24 protein-coding genes and 1 riboswitch are annotated in these 22,549 nt (G+C 44.8%); of the genes, 10 read left to right on the forward strand and 14 right to left on the reverse strand.

The genetic code is table 11. The features are described from left to right. Positions 1-61: 61 nt before the first annotated feature. From H561_RS0107355 to H561_RS0107365, 3 genes are all read right to left on the reverse strand, one after another. Complete coding sequence (locus H561_RS0107355; RefSeq protein ID WP_027386424.1) at positions 62-1,366, reverse strand: voltage-gated chloride channel family protein; 1,305 nt, start codon at positions 1,364-1,366, stop codon at positions 62-64. 30 nt (positions 1,367-1,396) lie between these two features. Beyond that, a riboswitch (Fluoride riboswitch) is annotated at positions 1,397-1,468 on the reverse strand. A gap of 11 nt (positions 1,469-1,479) precedes the next feature. Next, positions 1,480-2,352: a sugar phosphate isomerase/epimerase family protein gene (locus tag H561_RS0107360; protein WP_027386425.1), complete on the reverse strand. Its 873-nt coding sequence runs from the start codon at positions 2,350-2,352 to the stop codon at positions 1,480-1,482. Next, positions 2,353-2,820 (reverse strand): acyl-CoA thioesterase, encoded by a 468-nt coding sequence (locus H561_RS0107365; RefSeq protein ID WP_027386426.1) that lies wholly within the window; start codon positions 2,818-2,820, stop codon positions 2,353-2,355. 80 nt (positions 2,821-2,900) lie between these two features. Between H561_RS0107365 and H561_RS0107370 the strand changes: the two genes are divergently transcribed. Further along, on the forward strand, positions 2,901-3,245 hold the full coding sequence (locus H561_RS0107370; RefSeq protein ID WP_027386427.1) for an arsenate reductase family protein: 345 nt from the start codon (positions 2,901-2,903) through the stop codon (positions 3,243-3,245). Positions 3,246-3,538: 293 nt separating this feature from the next. Here H561_RS0107370 and gcvT read toward each other — a convergent pair whose 3' ends face one another. The 3 genes from gcvT to idi are packed head-to-tail and all read right to left on the reverse strand — an operon-like array spanning position 3,539 to position 5,618. Next, a complete protein-coding gene (gcvT, locus tag H561_RS0107375) occupies positions 3,539-4,615 on the reverse strand; it encodes a glycine cleavage system aminomethyltransferase GcvT (protein ID WP_027386428.1) in 1,077 nt (358 codons plus the stop codon). An 18-nt stretch (positions 4,616-4,633) separates the two neighbouring features. Continuing rightward, positions 4,634-5,107 carry a hypothetical protein gene (locus H561_RS0107380; protein ID WP_027386429.1) on the reverse strand — a complete coding sequence of 158 codons (474 nt, stop codon included), beginning with the start codon at positions 5,105-5,107 and terminating at the stop codon, positions 4,634-4,636. Between the two features lie 4 nt (positions 5,108-5,111). Beyond that, a complete protein-coding gene (gene idi / locus H561_RS0107385; RefSeq protein WP_027386430.1) occupies positions 5,112-5,618 on the reverse strand; it encodes an isopentenyl-diphosphate Delta-isomerase in 507 nt (168 codons plus the stop codon). A 379-nt stretch (positions 5,619-5,997) separates the two neighbouring features. On the opposite strand from idi, the gene H561_RS0107390 reads away from it, so the two are divergent. Together H561_RS0107390 and H561_RS0107395 are read left to right on the forward strand one after the other, a co-directional pair. Next, entirely contained in the window at positions 5,998-6,405 is a 408-nt protein-coding gene (locus H561_RS0107390; protein WP_027386431.1) for an LNS2 domain-containing protein, read from the forward strand. A gap of 67 nt (positions 6,406-6,472) precedes the next feature. Beyond that, positions 6,473-7,432, forward strand: coding sequence for a D-2-hydroxyacid dehydrogenase (locus H561_RS0107395; protein ID WP_027386432.1), 960 nt, complete (start codon positions 6,473-6,475; stop codon positions 7,430-7,432). A 59-nt stretch (positions 7,433-7,491) separates the two neighbouring features. Here the strand turns inward: H561_RS0107395 and mscL are convergent, their stop codons facing one another. Continuing rightward, complete coding sequence (gene mscL, locus H561_RS0107400) at positions 7,492-7,881, reverse strand: large conductance mechanosensitive channel protein MscL (protein WP_027386433.1); 390 nt, start codon at positions 7,879-7,881, stop codon at positions 7,492-7,494. A 197-nt stretch (positions 7,882-8,078) separates the two neighbouring features. Between mscL and H561_RS0107410 the strand changes: the two genes are divergently transcribed. Further along, positions 8,079-9,590 (forward strand): bifunctional ADP-dependent NAD(P)H-hydrate dehydratase/NAD(P)H-hydrate epimerase, encoded by a 1,512-nt coding sequence (locus H561_RS0107410; protein WP_034761620.1) that lies wholly within the window; start codon positions 8,079-8,081, stop codon positions 9,588-9,590. A 228-nt stretch (positions 9,591-9,818) separates the two neighbouring features. Here the strand turns inward: H561_RS0107410 and H561_RS0107420 are convergent, their stop codons facing one another. From H561_RS0107420 to yidD, 3 genes are all read right to left on the reverse strand, one after another. Continuing rightward, on the reverse strand, positions 9,819-11,255 hold the full coding sequence (locus H561_RS0107420; RefSeq protein ID WP_027386435.1) for a serine hydrolase: 1,437 nt from the start codon (positions 11,253-11,255) through the stop codon (positions 9,819-9,821). Positions 11,256-11,506: 251 nt separating this feature from the next. Further along, positions 11,507-12,355: a prolipoprotein diacylglyceryl transferase gene (gene lgt / locus H561_RS22195; RefSeq protein WP_034761701.1), complete on the reverse strand. Its 849-nt coding sequence runs from the start codon at positions 12,353-12,355 to the stop codon at positions 11,507-11,509. 444 nt (positions 12,356-12,799) lie between these two features. Next, positions 12,800-13,039: a membrane protein insertion efficiency factor YidD gene (gene yidD, locus H561_RS0107430; protein WP_027386437.1), complete on the reverse strand. Its 240-nt coding sequence runs from the start codon at positions 13,037-13,039 to the stop codon at positions 12,800-12,802. A 195-nt stretch (positions 13,040-13,234) separates the two neighbouring features. On the opposite strand from yidD, the gene H561_RS0107435 reads away from it, so the two are divergent. Next, positions 13,235-14,512: a replication-associated recombination protein A gene (locus H561_RS0107435; protein WP_027386438.1), complete on the forward strand. Its 1,278-nt coding sequence runs from the start codon at positions 13,235-13,237 to the stop codon at positions 14,510-14,512. 48 nt (positions 14,513-14,560) lie between these two features. Here the strand turns inward: H561_RS0107435 and H561_RS0107440 are convergent, their stop codons facing one another. From H561_RS0107440 to H561_RS22200, 4 genes are all read right to left on the reverse strand, one after another. Continuing rightward, on the reverse strand, positions 14,561-14,998 hold the full coding sequence (locus H561_RS0107440) for a hypothetical protein (RefSeq protein WP_027386439.1): 438 nt from the start codon (positions 14,996-14,998) through the stop codon (positions 14,561-14,563). 114 nt (positions 14,999-15,112) lie between these two features. After that, the gene (locus H561_RS0107445; RefSeq protein ID WP_034761633.1) at positions 15,113-17,338 is read right to left on the reverse strand and encodes a DUF2339 domain-containing protein; all 2,226 of its coding nucleotides are present in this window, start codon (positions 17,336-17,338) and stop codon (positions 15,113-15,115) included. 277 nt (positions 17,339-17,615) lie between these two features. Further along, positions 17,616-18,464 carry a prephenate dehydratase gene (gene pheA / locus H561_RS0107450; RefSeq protein ID WP_027386441.1) on the reverse strand — a complete coding sequence of 283 codons (849 nt, stop codon included), beginning with the start codon at positions 18,462-18,464 and terminating at the stop codon, positions 17,616-17,618. Continuing rightward, complete coding sequence (locus H561_RS22200) at positions 18,461-18,907, reverse strand: acyl-CoA thioesterase (RefSeq protein ID WP_051349329.1); 447 nt, start codon at positions 18,905-18,907, stop codon at positions 18,461-18,463. The genes pheA and H561_RS22200 overlap by 4 nt, the downstream gene beginning before the upstream one ends. A gap of 136 nt (positions 18,908-19,043) precedes the next feature. Here H561_RS22200 and dnaA point away from each other — a divergent pair, with 136 nt between their 5' ends. From dnaA to H561_RS0107480, 5 genes are all read left to right on the forward strand, one after another. Next, positions 19,044-20,498, forward strand: coding sequence for a chromosomal replication initiator protein DnaA (gene dnaA / locus H561_RS0107460; protein ID WP_027386442.1), 1,455 nt, complete (start codon positions 19,044-19,046; stop codon positions 20,496-20,498). A 113-nt stretch (positions 20,499-20,611) separates the two neighbouring features. Then, entirely contained in the window at positions 20,612-21,076 is a 465-nt protein-coding gene (locus tag H561_RS0107465; RefSeq protein WP_027386443.1) for a low molecular weight protein-tyrosine-phosphatase, read from the forward strand. Between the two features lie 30 nt (positions 21,077-21,106). Then, a complete protein-coding gene (locus tag H561_RS0107470; RefSeq protein WP_027386444.1) occupies positions 21,107-21,805 on the forward strand; it encodes an SAM-dependent methyltransferase in 699 nt (232 codons plus the stop codon). A 273-nt stretch (positions 21,806-22,078) separates the two neighbouring features. Further along, on the forward strand, positions 22,079-22,294 hold the full coding sequence (locus H561_RS0107475) for a hypothetical protein (protein WP_027386445.1): 216 nt from the start codon (positions 22,079-22,081) through the stop codon (positions 22,292-22,294). Between the two features lie 46 nt (positions 22,295-22,340). Continuing rightward, the coding region (locus tag H561_RS0107480; protein ID WP_034761705.1) for a DUF6266 family protein at positions 22,341-22,549 on the forward strand (209 nt) is incomplete at its 3' end.

The following is a 22,549-nucleotide window of genomic DNA, read 5'->3' on the forward strand; positions in this document are numbered from 1 at the left end:
GGGCTGGGAGCAGGGGGTAATCAAAACGGTTCTGAACGATACTTCTTTCGGGAAAACACGATCATACATCCGAAAAGCTTTGGCCACGGCCAGAATTATACCTGCTGTTTTTCGCTTCACCTATTTTCTGTCCGGAATAAATACTGTTCCGGCCGGAAAAAAGATAAGCAACCACACAGGCAATAGCAATATAGACCCCGCATTCTGCCCCGAACAGTTCAATGCCCATCAGCAGGCACGCGAGCGGGGTATTGGTAGCCCCTGCAAAGACAGCAACAAACCCCATTCCGGCCAGCAGGCCGAACGGAAGCGGGATAAACAGGGAAAGTGCGCTGCCTAACGTGGCCCCGATAAAGAACAGAGGGGTCACTTCTCCGCCTTTAAACCCCGCAGCGAGGGTGATTATCGTGAATATCATTTTCAGGGCAAAATCCCATAACGGAAGCTGTTTTTCAAAAGATTCCGATATGACGGGAATTCCCAGGCCTATATACCGGGAGGTTCCCACCGCAAATACCAGTACCGCAACAATGATTCCTCCTGTCAGCGGCCGGAGCGGAGGATAGCCGATGTTTGAACTGAAAACAGCTCCCATCTTATGAAGGGACTTACTGAAAGCCGCTGCACAGATTCCGAAAACAATTCCTGCCAGGACACTGTATATGACAGGCAGGAACCCAAGGTCAGGAATATGGTCAATATGGTAATGCGTATGCCGGGCCCCCCAGAAATCAGTGGTGATATCCGCAACTACTGCCGATGCAAAAGCCGGGAAAATGGCACGGTACCGGATCTTTCCCGACAGGAAAACCTCAAGCCCGAAAACGGCACCGGCCAGGGGTGTGCCGAATACGGAACCGAAGCCGGCGGCAATGGCAGCAATTATCAGGGTTTTTCTTTCATCACCTGTAAGCCTGAAGGGCCTGCTGAACTGATCGGCAATGGCCCCGGCCATCTGAAGTGCCGTACCCTCACGGCCGGCGGAACCCCCGAAAAAATGGGTGGCCATTGTTCCAAGATAAACGAAAGGGGCCATTTTAAACGGAATGGTCTTTTCCGGATGATGGATGGTACTGAGAAGCAGGTTATTTCCGGCTTCGACCTCTTTCCCGGAATAATAATATAAAAGCCCGGTCAGGAAACCGGCAACCGGCAGTAATGCAATCAGCCAGATATGGTGTTCCCTGAAATCAGTGGCCCATTGTAACGACAGCAGGAAACCTGCAGAAGCTGATCCAGCTGATGTGCCGATGATAAGGCTGATCGACAGCCATTTAATAATATAAGGCAGAGCCGGATATTTCCTGAAGAAAAACCTGATGTGGAATTTTACGGTACGGCTTAATGTTTTCTGATGTTTAGGCATAACTTTCCTGATCCAATTACGTTCATAATCTCTTAATCAGGCGTCATCAGCCTTTTTGGAAAAGGCGGTTGGGTAGGGAAGAACACCATTTCCCTGTATTGCAAAGATAAATATTATTTTAAAAAGAAGCGGTTTTCCGAGATATACTTTTGGCTGATGGCAATGCTCTCAAAAATATCCTTGTCACTGGAATCCTGTTCCAGGAACCAGTAATCCAGGCCTGCTTTTTCCCTGGCTTCAAAAATTCTTTTAAAATCAATGGTTCCTTTCCCGATCTCGGTAAAATCCTTTGATCCTGCTTTCATATCTTTCACATGCCACAACGGGAATCTTTTCGGGTATTTCTCAAAATAGGCCAGCGGATCTTTTCCTGCTTTTGAAATCCAGTAGAGGTCCAGTTCCATTTTTACCAGTTCCGGTGATGTGTTTTCCAGAATGTAATCGTAAACAGTCTGGCGGCCATCAAACTTTTCAAACTCAAAATCATGGTTATGGTACGCCATCTGCATTCCTGCCTGTCGCGTTCTTTCTCCGGACCGGTTGAGCAGTTCAGGCAGTTTCCGGTAGTGATCTGCCGTCCGCTCTTCAGGAAAGAGATAGGAGCAGACCATATACTTCGCACCGATGTCATGCAGATCATCCACCGATTGTTCCCAGTTGTTTAATAAGGTTCCTTTTTCAGCATGAAGCATTCCGGTGGTATGGTGTGAGCTGATCACTTGTAAGCCCGTATTTTTTAAGATGGCCTTAAATTCATTTTTGGTCTTCCCGAAGAAATTCCCGTTGTAGCCGTAAATTTCAAGCCCGGTGAAACCTGAATGGGCGAGCCTTTCCAGTGTTTTTTCAGGGTTTTCTGAAATAGCGTCACGGACCGTATATACTTGTATGCCCAATGTTCTTTTACTGTTTTTAAAATTAGCGGCCCCGCAGGAATACAGGCCTAAAAGCCCCAGTGAAGAAAGCTGTATAAAGTCCCTTCTGTGCATTTATAAAAAGGGTTTCATTTCATCCTCAATCTGCGTCCTCAACTCCATCAGGCGGATGGCGTACCGCTCATTCTGCTTTTCTTCTTCCGTTTCGGGGATCCATTTCGGGACCGGAAGCTTTTTCCCGTTTTCATCCACGGCCACGAAAACAATGATGCAGTGGGTTTTCTTATCAAATTTCGGCTGCTTCAGGTTCCTGGAAAAAACATTGATCGAAATATGCATGCTCGAAGAGCCGGTATAAATCACCTGGGCTTCCACTTTTACAATTTCCCCGATCTTAATCGGCTCATAAAAACGGATCCCGCCGACATACACCGTTACCGAATAATTGCCGCTCCAGGTGGTTGCACAGGCATATCCGGCCTGGTCAATCCATTTCATGACGCTTCCTCCGTGAACGTTTCCTCCGTAGTTCACATCAGAGGGCTCGGAAATAAACTGAAAAGTAATGGGTTTGTTATCCATTTTTAAAATTTTAATAAAGATATTTAATAATTTTTAAAATCCTATATTTAAGCTTATTTTTGGAAAATTAAATCTTATCAATGAAAAAAGTATTTTATCTCAATACATGTGATACCTGCAGAAAAATCCTGGGACAGTTTAATTTAACGGGCTGGGAGCTTCGTGAAATCAAAAAAGAGCCGATTACAAAAGAGGAATTGGAGGCCATGCACAGCCTGACGCAGTCGTATGAAGCGTTAATCAACAAAAAGTCAACACAGATAAAATTAAGGGAGCTTGATATAAAAACTTTGAATGAAGATGATTATAAAGAAATGCTCCTGGATCATTATACGTTTTTGAAACGTCCCGTATTCCTTACGGATGATCATATTTTTATAGGGAATGACAAGAAAAACCTGGAAGCTCTGAAGGCTTTTTTCTAAAAAAGGCTATACGGAATCCGATGGAAATACAAAGCCGGTGCATTTTTGTGCCGGTTTAACTGTGTGCTTACGGGAAAGATACAAGTGCTACCGGAAAAAACATTTTTCCAATGGGTTCCGTTTAGGCGGCTTCAGGAATTCACCGGCCCACAAAGAATATGTGTAATTGACTTCAGTATTTCCCTGTTCTCATAAGGTCCGGACCTGAAGTATATGCCGCATGAACTCATATAATAACAAAACAAAAAAACCGTTTCATACTTAAATGAAACGGCTTTGTGATATGTTTTTACCTATACAAAAGGAGCTTTTACCACTTTTGCAGGAATGTTTTTGTTTCTTACCTGAATAAAAATTTCAGATCCTAATTTAAAATGAGGCTTGTCTACATACGCTAAGCCCAGCCCGATTTTTTTCATCGGAGACTGTGTTCCTGAAGTTACTTTTCCTATGACATTTCCTTCAGCATCCACAACAGGGTAGTCATGTCTCGGAACTCCTTTGTCAGTAAGCTCGAAACCGACCAGTTTTCTCGTGATCCCTTCTTCTTTCTGTTTTGCGAAAGTATCTTTGGAAACGAAATCCTTATCGAATTTTGTGATCCATCCCAATCCCGCTTCAATCGGTGACGTGGTATCGTCAATATCGTTTCCGTAAAGGCAGAATCCTTTTTCAAGTCTTAATGTATCCCTTGAAGCCAGCCCGCAAGGCACAATTCCTTCTGTTTCCCCGGCTTCGATAATGGCATCCCAGAGTTTTTCTGCCGATTCATTTTTAAAATAAATCTCGAAACCTCCGCTCCCGGTATAGCCGGTGTTTGAAATAATAACATCATCAACTCCTGCAACAGAACCTACCGTGAAATGATAATAAGGGATTTCGGAAAGGTTGGTCTCCGTCAGTTTCTGAAGGATTTCCGTCGCTTTCGGCCCCTGAACGGCCAGTAATGACATCTCATCTGAAGCATTCGTCATTTTTGCCCCGAACGTATTGTATTTTAAAATATGATTCCAGTCTTTTTCAATATTTGAAGCATTGACGACCACAAAATATTTCCCGTCTTCCATTTTGTAGACGATCAGGTCGTCCACGATGCCTCCGTCTTCGTTCGGAAGGCATGAATACTGTGCCTTTCCGTTTTCAAGAGCATCGACATTGTTGGTCGTCACAAACTGTAAAAGTTCCCTTGAACCGGGACCTTCAATGAAAAACTGCCCCATGTGGGAAACGTCAAAAAGACCTGCTTTTTCCCTTACGGCAAAATGTTCTTCAGTAACTCCGGAATATTGCACAGGCATTTCAAAACCTGCAAAAGGTACGATTTTAGCTCCCAAAGAAACATGTTTGTCGTACAGTGCTGTTTTCTTCATATATAATTTTTATTTCTATTATTTAATTTTAAAACTGTCGAAAGCTTCGTTGAAAAGCTTCATATAATTCCCGTTCCAGTATTTCTGCCCGCAGTTCACGGAAATCAGGAACAGATTTTTATCCTTCTGGAAGACCCGGGTACGCCAGATCAGATGTTCTTTTTCATCCACATAGTCGTAAGAATATTCCGTGTAGCCTTTTTTACCGTTTCTGCTCGTTACCTTTTTTTCATCATCAGATGACTGGTAAAGGGCCAGGATAAATTTTTTCGTTTCTGCTTTCGGAAGATTCAGGTCGTGGTATTCTGAGATGGTGATGGCACCGATATGGTTATCCGGGAAAATATTGATGATGCTATTGTCATCGGTCACTTTCCATCCGTCCGGGACGGTAACGGAATAATTCGGGCTTTCATACACTTTCGCAGGAACAGCTTGCGCAAAAAGGAAAAATCCTATACAGAGAAATAAGGCTGACAGTATTTTCTTCATGGTATTACAGTTGGTGCTTATATTCTTCCAGAATGATTTTAAACCACTCGGTGAAGTGCTCAGGATGTTCGGCGATTTCTTTATCAAGGTCTTCAATGGTGATATACCTCACTTCATCCACTTCGTCTTTATTCAGCATAAATCCGTCTTCAAAAGTCCCTGTAAAAACATGGTCAAGTTCGTGTTCCCATAATCCGTCCCCCACATCCGCTTTGTATATAAAGCTGAACTTTTGTGAAAGCTCGGCATCAATGCCGAGTTCCTCTTTCAGTCTGCGCCGGGCACCTTCAAGGTAGGTTTCTTCAATTCTAGGATGCGAACAGACGGCATTGGTCCATTTTAAAGGGGAATGGTATTTTCCGGAAGCTCTTTTCTGCAGAAGCATTTCGCCTTTACCATTGAATAAAAATACGGAAAAAGCACGGTGTAACAGGCCGTTGACGTGGGCCTGCTGCTTTTCCATCGAGCCGAGAACTTTATCTTCAGGGGTTACTAAAACTACGAATTCCATTTCTACAAATGTAAGCGTAATAAATGTATTTTGGAAATTTTTGGGTAAACATCATTCTTTTTTGAGTGTATCGCGCAGACCGGAATGATAGGATGAATTTGTACGAAAACCGCACAGTCCTGAAATCTGAATTAACAGGATGATGTTTTGTAAGGCCATAAATGAAGCATTTTATTTTTATGAATTCTGATACTGCAATAACCAATGCTGAATTTAGGAAACCTCAAAGAGAAAATTTTTAATCGTATAAGTATAATATGCTATGTATTATTAAAATTATCCTTCGGATGACACATTTTAATGCAAATAATCAACATAAATTAAGTTTAACAAACCTTTTTGTTATAAAAAACATAACTTTGTTATTCAATTTTTTATAATGGAATTAGAGTATAAAGACCGCATCAGTCCGATTCTGAAGGATGGTGTAAAAAATTATTTAATTGATATTGACGGAACCGTTACGGAAGATGTTCCCAACGAAGAACCTGAAAGAATGGTGACCTGCGAACCTTTTCCGGATGCGCTCGAAACCATCAACAAATGGTATGATGAAGGACACCAGATCTGTTTTTTCACTTCAAGAACTGAGAACCTGAAGCAGATCACCATCGATTGGCTTGACAAACACGGATTCCGCTACCACAGCGTTCTGTGCGGAAAACCGAGAGGAGGGAACTATCACTGGATCGACAACCATCTGGTCAGGGCTACGAGATACAAGGGGAAATTTACGGACCTTATTGAGAAACAGGTTACGATTGAAGTATTCAGAGAAGACGATTAAAAAAAACATGACAAAGATTAAACGATTAATTATAATCATTTAACCATTTATAAATCAATAAAAGTGTATGAAAGTTTTAGCAAACGACGGCCTGGATCAATCCGGCATTGATGCCCTGACGGAAAAAGGTTTTGAAGTCATTACGGCAAAAGTTCCGCAGGAGCTTCTGGCAGATTATATCAATGAACATAAGATCCGGACCATTCTGGTGCGCAGTGCCACACAGGTAAGAAAAGATATCATCGACAGCTGCCCTTCGCTGGAAATCATTGGGAGAGGCGGTGTAGGCATGGATAATATAGACGTGGATTATGCCAGGGAAAAAGGGATCCATGTCATCAATACCCCTTCCGCATCTTCAGAATCAGTGGCAGAGCTGGTGTTTGCGCACCTGTTTTCAGGAGCGAGATTTTTACAGGATTCCAACAGGAAAATGCCTGTGGCAGGAGATACGGAGTTTGCTGCTTTAAAAAAATCATATGCTGCCGGGATTGAACTGAAAGGAAAAACCATCGGGATTGTCGGAATGGGAAGAATCGGGCAGGAAGTGGCGAAGATTGCCCTGGGACTGGGAATGAGAGTGGTGGCAGCAGACAGTAACGTAGGAAAAGCAAGCATTAAGGTTACTTTCTACAATAAGCAGTTTATCAATGTGGATATTGAAACCGAACCGCTTCAGGATGTCCTGCAGCACTCGGATTTTATCACGCTCCATGTTCCGGCCCAGAAAGACGGGTACATGATCGGTAAAAAAGAATTCGGAATGATGAAAGACGGCGTAGCGATTGTCAACTGCTCAAGAGGCGGAGTGATCGATGAAGCGGCTTTGATCGAAGCTTTGGATGCAGGGAAAGTGAAGTTTGCAGGGCTGGATGTTTTCATCAACGAGCCTACACCTTCAAAAGAAATCCTGAACCATCCGAAAATATCGTTAACGCCTCATACGGGGGCATCCACCCTTGAAGCTCAGGACCGGATCGGCCTTTCGCTGGCAGAACAGATTTCAAGCATTTTACAGATCCATTAATTAATTCTGACAGAAATACAATAAACAGAAAGCACCTCATGTAATGAAGTGCTTTTGTTTTATATATTGTTTCTGGTTTTCAGTAAATCCCTGATCTCCGTTAATAATTTCTGATCTTCAGTCGGGCCTGCCGGTGCTGCCGGTTTCGGTTCCGGTTTTCTGTTCAGGCTGTTCACGCCTTTAATCAGCAGGAACAAAACAAAGGCTACGATAATGAAACTGATCACGGAGGACAGGAAATTACCGTATTTGACGCCTTCCCAGGAAAGTTCCGCGATATTCTTCACATTGGCTCTCTCCAAAGCAGGATTCAGAAGCAGCGGGGTGATGATATCATCCACAAATGACTTTACGATGGCACTGAACGCAGCACCGATGATGACACCGACGGCCAGATCCAGGACATTGCCTTTAAATGCAAATTCCTTAAATTCTTTTATAAATCCCATAATTGATATTTTGAGTGTTCGTATCACAAAAATAGGATTTTAAAATAAAAGAAATATAATTTTTCCGCTTTTGTAACAGGCAGGGTAAGGACGGTAAAAAATGACCGGTACCACATCATTTGCCGTTCAGCAGTATTGACTCCCATTTCCATGGCAGGTTAAAATATCTTTTGTAAATTGCTTTTAAAACCATTGAAATGAAGATTTTTACCGCAGAACAAATCCGCCAGTGTGACCAGTATACCCTGAAAAATGAACCTGTTGCCTCGCTGCAGTTAATGGAAAGGGCGGCCCAGTCATGTGTAGACTGGATCTCGGAGAACTGTAACCACCACAGGAACTTTGCCGTTTTCTGCGGGAGCAGCAATAATGGCGGGGACGGTTTTGCCATTGCCAGGATCCTGTACCTTAAAGGTTTCGACATCGATGTATTTACCGACCCGAAAGCTGGGTTTTCTGCCGATGCCCAAAGTAATTTTAAAACGTTAAAGGAAATTTCAGGGATATCGGTCAGGGATTTTAAGGAGGCAGAGAACTACCGTTTCGACAGCAGGACGGTCATTATCGACGCACTGTTCGGAACCGGTTTGTCAAGGGAACTGCAGGGAGAAATGAAAGGGCTGATTGAGCTCTTAAACGCCCAGAACAATATAAAGATTTCCATCGATGTGCCCTCCGGGCTTTTTGCAGATAAGATGTCTTCTGGTAATCCCGTAATTTTTACAGCAGATTATACCTTGAGCTTTCAGTTCTGGAAAAAGGCATTCCTCCATCCTGAAACCGGAAAATATGCGGGAAAGGTCCACATTCTGGATATCAGGCTGAGTGAAGACTATATTGCTGAAACCGGAACCGATGATTTTGTCATTCATGACATGGTTAAAAATATCTTCAGGCCCAGAAATGAGTTTTCCCACAAAGGCACGTACGGAAAAGCCACCATTATCGGAGGAAGCTACGGCAAGATCGGTGCGGCGGTTCTGGCCACAAGGGCCGCTCTGAAAACCGGGGCCGGCCTTACGTTCACTCTGGCTCCCAAATGCGGATATGAGATCCTTCAGACTTCAAACCCCGAAGCGATGTTTGTCGGAGGCGGAGAGGATGTTATCGATACTTTTGAACCTGATGGGAATTCCGTTCTGGGTATCGGGCCCGGCCTGGGAACCGGTAAAAAAACATCACAAAGCTTTCTGGAATTTTTAGAAAACTATTCAAAACCGTTGATCCTGGATGCGGATGCCCTGAATATTATATCAGAAGATGCCGGCAACATACAGCTGATTCCTAAGAAATCCGTTATTACGCCACATCCTAAAGAATTTGAGAGGCTGTTCGGGGCAACGGAAAATTCTTTTGAAAGACTGGAGCTGGCGAAAACGAAAGCCGGGGAACTGGATATTTATATTGTCCTGAAAGACCATCATACGCAGGTAATCACTCCGCAGGGACAGGTTTTTTATAATATCACCGGGAATTCAGGGCTGGCAAAAGGCGGGAGCGGGGATATCCTGACCGGGATTTTAACCTCTTTCTTAGCACAGAACTATTCCGCGAAAGAAGCGGCCATTCTGGGCGTCTGGTTCCATGGGAAAGCGGCGGAATATGCTTCTGAAAGATGTTCCAAAGAGGCGGTGCTTCCAACGGATGTCATCCAGGCATTCGGAAGTGTATTTGAAGAACTGGAAAGGAAAGTGGCGAGAAAGCTGTAATGAATCAGGGTTAAAAGAAGGCCGGAATCATACAACAGGGTTCAGCGGGTTCAGTATGGCCGGCAGCGGGAATGAAGCGTAAAAGGATCTTTTTAAAAGAAATAACAGGCCGGCAGCTTATCTGCAGGCGGGTGGAAATACTGTTCTTTATCAGTTGCTGTACAGCTTTTCGAAAAGATCAACATAACGAATGACAGCAACCGGTAAAAAAATATTCTTCATGATGTTTTATTTCGAAATGATCTGGCTCAGGATTTTTTTTCCGTTTTCATTGTCGGGATTTAAGGCAATCGATTTTCTGTACATCTCAACGGCTTTGATTTTGTCTCCCATTTTCAGCAATATCTCTCCATAGCTGTCATAGGCGTTCCAGCTTTCCGGGAACAGATGAACATTGAGTTTGAAAATCTCCAAAGCTTCTTTCTGCTGATTGTTTGCCATCATCCGGTAGGCCCAGTTATTGAGTTCGTCTTCTTTGGGATCAAATTCAGGATTTGCCTTTTGTTCTTTTTTTACGACTTCAATAGCCTTGTCAAACCCTTTTTCCCGCAGGCTTTTTCTTAAATAGGTAAGTGGATCTGCTTTCGTTATATCCGGATTGTAGCATCCGGCAATTTCCTCAATAAAATCTTCGGGAGCGCTTCCTGCCAGGTTGGTTAACACAATAACTGCCAGGCGGTCATCCGGATAGACCAGCAGGGCTGACCGGTTTCCGCCGGACATTCCTATTGCTTTATGGTTTTTCCGGAATTTAGCGATTCCCCAGCCGCGTGCCCAGCCGGTAGGCGTCCCGTTGTTGAATTTACCCGGTGACCACATCCTGTCCAGGGTTGATGCCTTTTTAAATAGCCTGCCGTTTTGCAAGGCAATGATCCAGTTTGCCATATCTTCGGCCGTGCTGTTGAGACCAGATCCTGTTCTTACGAAATCCGGAAATTCTGTGTAGACATTTAAAAGTTTATTTTCAATTTTTTTGCCATCAGAAAAGCTGTTGTAGCTATATGACGGAACATAATTCAGAATAATATCTCTCGAATCCCCAAACATCGTATTTTTAAGATTCGCGGTTCTGAACTGTTGATTTTCGAAGAAACCGGCAAAGGGCGTACGGGTAAGTTTCTCAATAATTTTCCCTAACAGATAATAATTGGTTTGATTGTAGCTGAATTGTTCCCCGGTTTTAAATTCCAGGGGAAGTGTTTTGAGCTTTTCCCAGATGGCAGCCTCGGTCTTTAATGGGCCGATATTCCCCGTCATCGGATCCAGGAGCTTCAGGATCTCCGGCAATCCCGAAATATGGGTTAGCAGCTGGTCAACAGTGATCTTTTGCCATTCAGCAGGCAGGTCGTCCAGATAAGTGCTTATAGGGTCTTCAAGCCTGATTTTATCCTGTTCCACCAGCTGCATCACGGCAACACCGGTGAAAATTTTTGTATTGGAGTTGACCGGGAAAACAGAGGTATTGCTTACCGGGATATTGTACTGTAAATTCGCGGTTCCATAGGATCTGCTGAGAACGATCCTGCCATTTTGAACAACCGCCAGCTGTACTCCGGGGATTTTCCTTTCTTTCATTTCTCTTTGAATGATCTCATCAACAAGGGCTTTAGCCGGCTGAGCGGAAAGCTGTAACGAGATGAACAGCAGCAATAAGTAGGTTCTCATAATATTAAAACAACCCGGCCGGGCTTTTCATTACACCGGAAATAAAAATTTGTTTTTATATTTCATCAGGGAATATCTTCCTTAAACAGATTAATTTTCCCTCAATTCCCGTCAGATACATAAAATTGTATTGAAATTGCAGTATGATTAGGCAATATCGAAATATAAAAAAAGCAGGTCTGTACTCATACAAACCTGCTTTTTTATAATGTCCGCCGGATGACGGATCCGGTAAATTTATAAATTGATGCCTAATCCGGTTTCTCGTTCTGCTCTTTCGTGATGGTGAATCTTTTGGAAATGATCATAATAACCACGCCGGCAATCATGAAAGGAATGGAAAGGACCTGTCCCGTATTCAGTGCTCCGATCCGGATAAACTCATCACCCTGGGGTTCTTTCAGGAATTCCACAAAGAACCTGATGGCCCAGAGGATAATAAAGAACAGGCCGAAAAGCCATCCCTGCTGGTATTTTTTATTGGTTTTTCTGTACAGGACCCACAACAAAACAAACAGGCAGACGTATCCGAAAGCTTCAAACATCTGTGCAGGGTACCTTGGTACCGTAAGGCCATATTCGCTGCTCTGCTGCGGGAACAGGATCGCAAAAGGGGAGTTGGGGTCCACCGGCTTACCGATGATTTCGGAATTGAAAAAGTTACCCAGCCTTACGAAAGCGCCTCCTAAAGATACCACAATTCCCAACCGGTCATATACCCAGAAAGGGTTCTTTCTGATAATTTTAAATGAATAGTACAGGGTCGTGAAAATCAGGGCAATCGTAGCCCCGTGGCTGGCCAGTCCGGAAAACCCGGTAAATTTAAATCCGTTTTTGGTGCTTATCGGTAAGAACACGCTCCAGAAGTCTTCTTTGAAAAGTTCCGGCTGATAGAAGATCACATGTCCCATTCTGGCACCCAGGATCGTCCCGATCAGGGTCCAGGTAAAAAGCGGTTCCAGGTATTTCTGGTTGATATTGTCGATCTTGAAAATCCTGTTCATTAAGAGGTAGCCGAAGCCAAAGGCAAAAATGAACATTAAGCTGTAAAAGTGCAGCGTAATAGGCCCCAGCTCGATCCCTTTCGAAGGGTCCCAGATTTTATAGGTGGTTTCAAGGTTTACGGAATCACCGGCGGTAACCGGCCGATCGGTTTTTACCGCGTATTTGAAGTTTTTAATGTTTTCTTTGGTCGGGGCGGCTTCAACGGGTTTGAAGTTTTTGTCCAGGAACTGGTATTTCGCCTCTTTAAACTTGGCCAATGTTAAGGCACTGAAATTGAAGTAAGCCGGCTCGAAATTAGATTCGTTCAGGATGATCAGGACATTTCCGGTTACTTTTCTGTCCGGGAACACGTTGAGGTCGCCCAGCTCCGTAGTGGAGTAAACCTTGACGGGAACACTGGCGGAGTTAACCTTTAAAGTGGCATCAGACATTCCGTCCGGATAGTTTTGCGCGAAGAAAGATTGGGTAACCAGCGCAAAGAATACAAGATAAAATCTGAAAAAAATATGACTCATTTCTATTTTTTTAATAGTTTGTTTTTATTGATGATGTTTTGGCGGAACCGGGTCATAGCCGCTTCCTCCCCACGGGTGGCATTTTGAAATCCTTTTCATGCCCATCCAGAACCCTTTGAAAATCCCGTGAACCTGCAGCGCTTCTACCATATAGTGCGAACAGGTAGGCTCATACCGGCAGTTTTTAGGCAGCAGGGGCGAGATAAACCATTGGTAAAACCGGATCAGCAGTACCAGAGGAAAAGTGATTATTTTGTTGGGTATTCGTTTCAAAACACTGCAAAAATAGGCTAAAAAATTGAAAATTAGTTTAAATTTGTTGGAAGTTTCGGGATGGCAGAGGCCCGTTCATCGGATAAATTCCGGTGTTTGTCGATTGATTGGCTGCAAAGGGTTACGGCCGTAAATTTGCAGTGGTTCCGGAGCTTAAAAGAATAAGCCCATTAAATCTGAACTACCTTGAATCAAAATATTCCATTAGCTGAAAAATTAAGGCCCAAAACACTGGGCGATGTACTGGGGCAGGAACACCTGACCGGTGAAAAAGGCACCATACGGAAAATGCTTGAGAACAATTCCCTGAACTCCCTTATTTTCTGGGGGCCCCCGGGAACGGGGAAAACCACGCTGGCTGAAATCGTTTCAGAAAAGTCGGGGCGGAAATTCTATAAGCTTTCTGCCGTTTCTTCCGGCGTGAAAGATGTCCGGGACGTTATTGAAGATGCCAAAAAGCAGAATCTTTTTTCCGGGAAATCCCCGATCCTGTTTATCGATGAAATTCACCGGTTTAATAAATCCCAGCAGGATTCCCTGCTTCATGCCGTTGAAAAAGGCTGGATCGTCCTGATCGGCGCCACGACCGAAAACCCGAGCTTTGAAGTGGTGTCGGCTTTGCTTTCGAGAAGCCAGGTGTACATTCTCAAATCCCTGACCTACGAAAAGCTTGAAGAACTGATTGATATTGCGCTGGAAAGATTCAACCGGGATGAAAAGACGGACTTCAGGATTATTGAGAAAGAGGCGTTCATCCAGTATTCCGGCGGCGACGCGAGGAAGCTGATCAATTCTGTGGAGCTGGTCCTGAACCAGTACAGGAACTCTTCCGTATCTGAAATTACCAATGAAACGGTGCTTGAAGTCCTGCAGGAAACCATGGCCCTGTATGATAAGAACGGCGAGCAGCATTATGATATCATTTCGGCATTCATCAAATCCATGCGCGGGGGTGATCCTAACGGGGCGGTCTACTGGCTTGCCAGAATGATTGCCGGCGGCGAAGACATCAAGTTCATTGCCCGGAGGATGCTGATCCTTGCGGCGGAAGATGTCGGGCTGGCCAATCCCAATGCGCTGGTGATTGCCAATAACTGTTTCCAGGCGGTGAACGTCATCGGAAATCCCGAGGCAAGGATTATTTTAAGCGAAACGGCAGTATACCTCGCTGTTTCCCCGAAAAGCAATTCTGCGTACATGGCGATCAACGAGGCGCTGGCGCTGGTGAAAAAGACCGGCAACCTGCCCGTGCCCCTGCATCTGAGAAATGCCCCGACGAAGCTCATGAAGGATCTGGATTACGGCAAAGAATACAAATATGCCCATTCCTATGAAGGGAATTTTGTAGATCAGGATTTTCTCCCGGAAGAGATCAGGGAAACCAGACTGTACCAGCCAGGGAATAATGCCACCGAGAAAAAGATCTATGAGGAACTAAAGAAAAAATGGAACCAGAAATACTAAAAAGGATGCTCAGCTGAGCATCCTTTCCTTTAAATATGATCTGAGAAATTACTTTTTTGTGGTTACGATGGATACAGCTTTTTTACCGTTGTGGTCTATCGTCTGCATGTTATACAGAAGATCTCCGTATACCCGCATGGTCGGATCCGTAAATTCATATCCGTCAATCAGAACCGGGGTTGCTTCCGGAAGCCCGAACTGGACGTTGACCTCGGACAGTGCCAGCCTGTCTATGCTGGTGCCGGTTTTCAGGGTGTATTCCACCAACCCGCGGTCTGCAATAGAACTGAACTTTTTAAGATTCTGGGGAAGCTCTGCCGCTGATTTATACGTACGCGTACTCTGGATCGCATTTTTATGATTGGCAGTAAACATATCTACTGTTCCAACAACATCATCGGCAACTGCAAATTTCGTATGGGTATTCTTCTGGGCAAATACGGTAGCAGAAGACAGCAGTAAAAACGAGTAGAGTAATTTTTTCATAATCTTTGAGAGTAAGTACGGTTAATAATGGTATAAATATAGGTAATTATTATAAAATGTAAATAAAATTTCATAATAATTTAATTTTTTATCATAAATGCCGCTTTTTTGTCATCATTCCGTATGGTTTTCCTGTGAATGCTCATTCTTCTTTTCCAACAGGTTTCCGATGATTTTTTTCAACCTCTGGAAAATCAGCGAGCTGAATAACAAGAGGATCCCCAGTATAATAAATGCGATAATCCTTGATACATTGTCCATTTCCCATACATCATAAGCATATAATTTTAAGATCATCAGGGCAAGGAGCGAAAAACCGATCCTGTTATATTCCGTATCATGACTGCTTAGTCCCTTGTAGATGAGAAGAATCGCGGCCACTGCCCAGATGATCGGCAGGTAAAGCAAACTGAAATGCCTGCCGAGTTGGGCCAGGCCTGAACCGGTATCCGCATTAAAAACGGCATACAGGTGATAGAGTTCAAAGCTTGCCGCAGTAACGGCAGTCCCGGCAGCAAGCCAGTAGGATAACCTGGTTTTGAAAAACCCGGCAGCCGGGAGAATCTTTACGGCGGTGTATACAAAAGGAATGATGTACAACAGGTACACGGCATAAAAACCGGCAGGGATTTTTTTAAGGAAATAATCGGAAACAATGCCGGAACCTGCTGCTGAAGTATTGATTATGACCAATACTAAAAACATATAGAGAAGCGATCTTTCCGGGAGGGTATTGATCCTGAGTTTTTTCCTGAATACCAGCAGGAGAAAAATATAGCAGATGCTGAACAGCAGGGCTATGCTGAACAGTACCGTTTGGGGCCTTCCGGAAATGTGGTACAAGATCTCAAGCAGGAACGCCATATAGATGATGATATAGCTGATCAGGGCAAAGGTATTTTCAAAGAAATGGCCGCTTTTATCATTCGCGGCATGTTTTCTCAATACCATAAGGTTGACACAGGTGGTCACTACCGTTACGGAGCTCGTCAGGAATACCGGGTTAAAGATAACCGCCAGGTTTCCGGCATCCCTATACCGGGTCCAGCTTATGATCTGGGCAAGGACCACCAGCGGAAACAGGACATAGAAGGCTGACCTGAAAACGGGATGGCCCGTTTTCTTCCAGATGAATAAAAGCAAAGTGGCTTCAACCGCCCAGACACTGGTCATTAAATGCGCCTGGAACTGCAGGGCAATGGCTGTGGTAATCAGGCCGGCAGTGATCCCTGTAAAAGCGGAATAGGCCGTCCCGAAATCCTTCCGGGAGTATTCCCTGAAAAGCAATACCAGATTGACCAGCGCAAATCCGGCCGGAAAGATGATGACAGGCCCGTATTGTAAGGCATTGAAAATATACACCAGGCCCGTAAGGCCTGTAAAATTAACCAGAACCAGCATTAAAATATCAGAAGAGGATAAGAGGTTCCTGGTAAAGTAATCCCGTAAAGCAAATGCATAGAAAATAACGTAGCTGGCCAGGTAAAAATAAAGCCCCGAAAATTCTGTCTTTTCAACGGTCCAGAACAGGAGGTAGATGTGGGTGAAAACAAAAGCAATCCACCCTACGCTCTTCCAGTTCTTTACAAAGGCTGTGGCCAGCATCCCAATATTCAGCACCGTGATGTAGGTAAATAAAAAAAGATAGTTGCTGTCCCCGGTACTGATCATCAGCGGGGCCAGGAATCCTCCGGCCAGAGAGAAAATCATTAAGATTTCACTTTTGTAATAATACGACAGCGACAACGACGCCAGTGTGATCAGGCACATGACGGAAAAGGCCGTATTCTGTGAAAACAGATGGTATTCCCTGAACCCGATGGTCGCCGTGAAGTAAAAAACGGCAATCCCGCCGCCCGTAACGATGGATGAAAAAACGCTATAATTTTTCCTCAGGAAATAACTGATGACCACCATCACCGCCCCGGCCAGAAAACCGATTCCCGCCCGAGAGGTTTCCCCCAGCCAGTTCCGGTCAATGGCATATTTCACAAAATAGCCGATCCCCAGCACCAAAGTGAAAATCCCGGTTATCGTGAGTGCATTTTGTTTTAAAAACTCAAAAACCATACTGACCCGGTCTTTCTGATCCTGACCCGGGCCATCGGCTGGCTGCAAAAGTACGGCCGGCTCAATAGGGTGGTATTCCTGAAAATCTGAAACTGAAGACTCTGCTTCTGCCTGTGGGGCTTGCTTTATCTCCCGGATTTCATCGGCACTGTTTCCGGCAGACGCTTTCTTAAGCCCGGAAATTTCTCTCTCCAGTTTCCGTATCTTATGGTTCAGGTAATTGAAGAGGTAGAGAACAAGAATTACTGTAATGATCAGGGCATACACCATTTTTCGCTGTTTGGTCAGCCAAATATAATCAATTGTTTGGTAAGGCCGTTAAAACAATGAAGCCATCATACCCCGGGCAGTCATAGGGTATAATGGCTTCATTTTCAGTAGATTTAAAGGTGTGTGAAAATCGGTTTGATCAGGATCATGTGCGGGAGATTACTCTTCGAAAGCAATTCAGCAGGCTCTTAGATCCCATATCAGCGGTCTGTGCAACAGCAAACGGATTTTATCAGACACTTACAAAGCATTGTCTGTTTTCACAATAGCTATTGCCTTAATTTTCGAGGATAAACTCTTTATAGCTTCCCAAAAACCTGGTTTTTGCATCCAGGGCTTCCAGTTCTGCCAGGGCATGGTCATGCAGGGCAGATTCCCACTTTCCGACCACATTAATAAAGAAAAAATAATTGCCCAGGCCGGTTTTCAGGGTCCGCGATTCTATTTTGCTGAGGTTCATTTTGCGCCATGCAAAAACCGAGAGCACCTGGTGGAGCCCGCCGGCATGATCTTCGGGCAGCGTGATCAGCAGTCCCGATTTTTCGCCCAGGACCTTAAGCCTGCTGTTGTCATACCCGTTTCCGGATTTTGAAATAATAATAAAGCGGGTATGGTTCTGGTCGGAATCCTGGATATTCCGGTGAATGATGTTCAGCCCGTAAAGATCAGCGGCCACCGGGTTGGCCACGGCAGCCAGGTTCCGGCCGGGATGGTCGGCCACATGTCTGGCCGCGGCTGCCGTTGAAGAATATTCCTGCTTTTCCGCATGGGCAAACTTTTCATCTAAAAAGCGGAAACACTGGGCCAGGGCCTGCGGATGGGAATAGATCTTGGTAATATCCTCAACATTGCAATGGGGATGAACCATCAGGTGGTGGGCAATCGGCATTACGGCTTCTGCTTCGATGCGGATGTTCCGGGTATGGTACAGGTAATCCAGGGTCATGGAAACCGTTCCCTCAATGGAATTTTCCAGAGGGACCACGGCTTTTTCGGCGTTCCCGTTTTCTACAGCGAGGAAACAGTCTAAAATATGGGCCTGCGGCAGAAATTCGGCATCCGGGAAAAGCTGGCCGGCGGCAAGCTGTGTGAAGCTGGCCTGCGGGCCCAGAAAAGCTATCTTCATAAGTTCGTTGTATTTTTCAGGGTGGTACCCGGTGAGTCGTCCCAGTGTTCTTCAATCAGTTGCATCAGGTAGTCAGGGCATTTCACCACTTTACTGGTTTTGGCGTCCAGAAAAAACAGGGTCGTGGAAGCTTCGGTGATCTTCATTTTTTCTTCATTGAAAATTTCATACTCGAATTCAATCCTTACCCCGGGAATTTTTTTAACATAGGTGTGGATTTCCAGTTTTTCATCATAAAAGGCAGGGCGGAGGTACTTGATTTTATACTCCGAGACGGGCAGCCAAATTCCTTGATTCTCAATCTCATTATAGGACATTCCGATGCTTCTGAAAAGTTCCACGCGGCCAATTTCGAGGTACTCTGCGTAATTGCCGTAGTAGACGTATTTCATCGGGTCCGTCTCTCCGTAACGTACTCGTAATGAGTGTTTTGTATATATCATTTTTAATGCTTAATTATTCATACAAATATATTTTTAAATAATCAATAAGCACAATATTTTTTTTTGAATTAAAAAAATGAGACCTTTGTCATCCTTCTAAAATGAGTACTAACAAAGAATCAATCGGGGCATAATTATGGGTGAAAATTTAATGATGATATGGCAGAAGTGCCTTCAGTTTATGCGCGATAATCTTAACGCAGCTGAAGATAATTCTGATCTGAAAAAACTTGAAAAATCGTTCGATTTACTGTTCGATAAGGTGCAGCCGGTTTCGCTGGTTGACAACAACCTTACGCTGATGGTGCCGAGTGATTTTTACAAGGAATATATTGAGGACAACTACCTCTCTCTGCTTTCCGCTGCCCTGAAAAAAAACATCGGAAAAGGAGTAAAGTTATGGTATTCGGTCATGGAGAACAAGCCTTCCGGCCTGGAGAAACCCGTTACCATGAACATGAAAGGGAAAACGGTTCCTACGCCGAAAATGCAGGAAACCATGCCGCAGGGCTTTTCTTCCAATATCGTAAACCCTTTCGTGGTCCCGGGGATCAAGAAGGTCAATATCGATTCCAACCTGAAATCGGATTTCTCTTTTGAAAATTACGTGGAAGGGGAGAGCAATAAATTTGCCGCTACGGTAGCAAGGTCCATTGCGAAAAGACCGGGCGCCACTGCCTTTAACCCGCTGTTTTTATACGGAGGATATGGGGTAGGGAAAACCCACCTCGGCCAGGCCGTGGGGCTTGAAGTAAAAAGCCAGTTCCCGGATAAAGTGGTCCTGTACCTGTCTTCAGAAAAATTCATCCAGCAATTTATTTCATCGGCCAAAGCGCACAAGCAGACGGAATTTGCCAATTTCTACCAGATGGTGGATGTGCTGATTATCGATGATATCCAGTTCCTTTCGGGGAAATCGGCTACACAGGACAGTTTCTTCCATATTTTCGATTACCTGCACCAGAACGGAAAACAGATCATCCTGACTTCCGATAAGGCACCGGCAGATATTATGGATATCCAGGACCGGATTGTTTCCCGTTTCAAATGGGGGCTTTCTGCTGAAATCAAATCCCCGGATTATGCTACGAGAAGACAGATTATCGTGGATAAGCTGAGCAGGGACGGAATTGTTTTAACAGACGACATGCTGGATTTCCTGGCTTCCGAAGCCAAAACCAATGTACGGGAGCTGATCGGCGTCATTAATTCGGTCATCGCTTATTCAACCATCTATAAGTCGGATCTAAGCCTTGAGCTGTTGAAGGATACCATCAGTAAGATCGCGGCCAACCAGAAAAAGATCATCAACATCCCGTATATCCAGGAAGTGGTGTGTGAGTATTTCGGGATCAAGAAAGAGCAGCTTTTATCCAAGACCCGGAAGAGGGAAATCGCCCTTCCGAGACAGCTGGCGATGTATTTTTCAAAAGAGCTTACCAATGCCACGTTCACCAAGATCGGTGAAGAGATGGGCGGGAAAGATCATTCCACGGTAATGTATGCCTGCGATACGATCAAGGATGTTTCCAAAATCGATAAGGAGGTAAAAAAATACGTCAAGGAATTATCAGAAAGAATCAAACAGTAAGAAATAATTTACTTTAAATACCGAAAAATGGAGAATAGGCATATTCTTCATTTTTTGTTTAGTTTTGTAACGGTAAAATAAAAAACGGGTATTCCCCTTTAAACCGCTGAGCAATGAAGATATTAATTGTCTGCCTCGGAAATATATGCCGCAGCCCTTTGGCAGAAGGAATTCTGAAAACAAAGGTTCCTGACAGCATCTTTGTGGATTCCGCCGGGACGATTTCCCTGCACGAAGGCAGGCATCCGGACCCGAGAGCCGTCAAAACCGCTGAAGCCCATCAGATCGATATTTCAGAGCAGAGGTCAAGGCCTGTTACGGCAGACGATCTTGAAAACTTCGATAAGATCTACTGTATGGATCATGATGTGATGGCGGATGTCATCTCAAAAGCCCGGAATGAAGAACAGCGGCAGAAAATCTCCCTGTTGATGGACGTACCCGGCGACCACGGCAGTGCAGAAGTCCCGGATCCGTACCGGGGCGGAATGCAGGAATTCGAAAACGTATACCAGATATTAGACCGCGGATGCGGACAGATAGCCCGTCGTTTACACCGGCCCGCTCACAGATTATAACTCACAACTCATCACCCATAACTCAGAAAAATGCTTTTTTTACTCCCTGCCTATCTTTCGGAAAACACTTCCATTACGCACTTCTCTCCTGTGATAAAGGACTACATCATGCAGACCGATTACTTCTTCGTGGAAAATGAAAAGACCGCCCGGAAAGTCGTGAAATTTTTTGCGCCCGGGAAAAAGCAGTCGGACCTGAAACTGTTCCTGCTGGATAAGTATACGGAAAATGCAGACATCAGGGAAGCGCAGCAGCTGATGCTGAAAGGCCAGGACTTCGGGCTGTTGTCGGAAGCCGGCCTTCCGTGCATTGCCGACCCGGGGAACCTGATGGTGAAGTGGTGCCATGAGAAAGACATCCGCGTGATCCCGGTTTCAGGGCCGTCGTCTATTATCCTGGCGTTGATTTCCAGCGGGTTCAACGGGCAGGAATTTACCTTCAACGGCTACCTGCCGATCGACAGGAGCGAAAAGAAAAAGCAGATCCTGCAGCTGGAAGGGCTGGTGCAGAGAACGGGCTATTCGCAGATCTTTATGGAAACCCCGTACCGCAACAACCCGCTGCTCGAAGACCTGTTTAAGTTTTTATCCCCGAACACCAAACTCTGTATCGCCGCCAATATCAATGACCCGGAACATGAATTTATCCGGACTAAAACCGTCAAAGAATGGCAGAAACAGAAACCCGAACTGCATAAAATCCCTGCGGTGTTTGTGCTCGGGAAATAAACACCGGGAAACTTTTCATCACATTCAACATTCCTGCAGATTTGGTCCGGCGGTTTACGGAAACCGCTGAAATAAAAGGCACCACATTCTGCCGGAATTCAGTCATTTTTTATAAGGAATTTACTGATGTCCGTTTTATAGTTAATCAATTGTTTTTATGTATTTTATACGGCTGTCATCGGGGTAAGCGAGAGCCTGTTTTTTGGTGTGTAAAATCTTCACTGAATCTTTTTTTATGAAGCTCTGAAATCACAATTTTTCAGCCGGTCTCCCATGGGGATCTTCAGCCATGAAAACCGCCGGTTTGTTCGGGTGTTCTTCGACTGTTCTTCGGGAGTTCTTCGGAAAAACCCCCTGTTTTCCGAAGCCGACCCGAAGAAGACCCGAAGCGGACCCGAAGAAATGCCGGATGATACCGGTCATTGGCTGCCAAAACCTGCCAAAACCGGACACAAGCTGCCAAAACTTTCCGGGGCCATTGAAAATTGAAAAACCCGTGATACCTTCGTTCCGTTAACCCCAAAAAACCAACACCATGGCAAGAATCACAAAAGGGATCCTGGGAGGGTTCTCAGGAAAAGTAGGAACGGTAGTGGGCGCCAACTGGCGCGGACAGGACATCATCCGGAGCACGCCCAAACGCAGCGGCCGCAAGGCCACCGGGAAGCAGCTGCTCCAGCAGGTGAAGTTCAGGCTGGTAACCGGATTTCTCCAGCCGCTGAAAACGATCCAGACGAAGTATTT

It is taken from the genome of Chryseobacterium gregarium DSM 19109 (assembly GCF_000430845.1).
Taxonomy (GTDB): Bacteria; Bacteroidota; Bacteroidia; order Flavobacteriales; family Weeksellaceae; genus Chryseobacterium; species Chryseobacterium gregarium.

What these genes read in the sequence shown, in the direction of transcription:
- H561_RS0107360 (WP_027386425.1), bottom strand. Translation starts at nt 2,352, where the DNA reads ATGCACAGAAGGGACTTTATACAGCTTTCTTCACTGGGGCTTTTAGGC.
- H561_RS22200 (WP_051349329.1), bottom strand. Translation starts at nt 18,907, where the DNA reads ATGATATATACAAAACACTCATTACGAGTACGTTACGGAGAGACGGAC.
- H561_RS0107370 (WP_027386427.1), top strand. Translation starts at nt 2,901, where the DNA reads ATGAAAAAAGTATTTTATCTCAATACATGTGATACCTGCAGAAAAATC.
- H561_RS0107465 (WP_027386443.1), top strand. Translation starts at nt 20,612, where the DNA reads ATGAAGATATTAATTGTCTGCCTCGGAAATATATGCCGCAGCCCTTTG.
- H561_RS0107475 (WP_027386445.1), top strand. Translation starts at nt 22,079, where the DNA reads ATGGGGATCTTCAGCCATGAAAACCGCCGGTTTGTTCGGGTGTTCTTC.
- H561_RS0107410 (WP_034761620.1), top strand. Translation starts at nt 8,079, where the DNA reads ATGAAGATTTTTACCGCAGAACAAATCCGCCAGTGTGACCAGTATACC.
- idi (WP_027386430.1), bottom strand. Translation starts at nt 5,618, where the DNA reads ATGGAATTCGTAGTTTTAGTAACCCCTGAAGATAAAGTTCTCGGCTCG.
- H561_RS0107365 (WP_027386426.1), bottom strand. Translation starts at nt 2,820, where the DNA reads ATGGATAACAAACCCATTACTTTTCAGTTTATTTCCGAGCCCTCTGAT.
- pheA (WP_027386441.1), bottom strand. Translation starts at nt 18,464, where the DNA reads ATGAAGATAGCTTTTCTGGGCCCGCAGGCCAGCTTCACACAGCTTGCC.
- H561_RS0107395 (WP_027386432.1), top strand. Translation starts at nt 6,473, where the DNA reads ATGAAAGTTTTAGCAAACGACGGCCTGGATCAATCCGGCATTGATGCC.
- H561_RS0107380 (WP_027386429.1), bottom strand. Translation starts at nt 5,107, where the DNA reads ATGAAGAAAATACTGTCAGCCTTATTTCTCTGTATAGGATTTTTCCTT.
- H561_RS0107420 (WP_027386435.1), bottom strand. Translation starts at nt 11,255, where the DNA reads ATGAGAACCTACTTATTGCTGCTGTTCATCTCGTTACAGCTTTCCGCT.
- H561_RS0107355 (WP_027386424.1), bottom strand. Translation starts at nt 1,366, where the DNA reads ATGCCTAAACATCAGAAAACATTAAGCCGTACCGTAAAATTCCACATC.
- H561_RS0107390 (WP_027386431.1), top strand. Translation starts at nt 5,998, where the DNA reads ATGGAATTAGAGTATAAAGACCGCATCAGTCCGATTCTGAAGGATGGT.
- gcvT (WP_027386428.1), bottom strand. Translation starts at nt 4,615, where the DNA reads ATGAAGAAAACAGCACTGTACGACAAACATGTTTCTTTGGGAGCTAAA.
- H561_RS0107440 (WP_027386439.1), bottom strand. Translation starts at nt 14,998, where the DNA reads ATGAAAAAATTACTCTACTCGTTTTTACTGCTGTCTTCTGCTACCGTA.
- mscL (WP_027386433.1), bottom strand. Translation starts at nt 7,881, where the DNA reads ATGGGATTTATAAAAGAATTTAAGGAATTTGCATTTAAAGGCAATGTC.
- dnaA (WP_027386442.1), top strand. Translation starts at nt 19,044, where the DNA reads ATGGGTGAAAATTTAATGATGATATGGCAGAAGTGCCTTCAGTTTATG.
- H561_RS0107470 (WP_027386444.1), top strand. Translation starts at nt 21,107, where the DNA reads ATGCTTTTTTTACTCCCTGCCTATCTTTCGGAAAACACTTCCATTACG.
- H561_RS0107445 (WP_034761633.1), bottom strand. Translation starts at nt 17,338, where the DNA reads ATGGTGTATGCCCTGATCATTACAGTAATTCTTGTTCTCTACCTCTTC.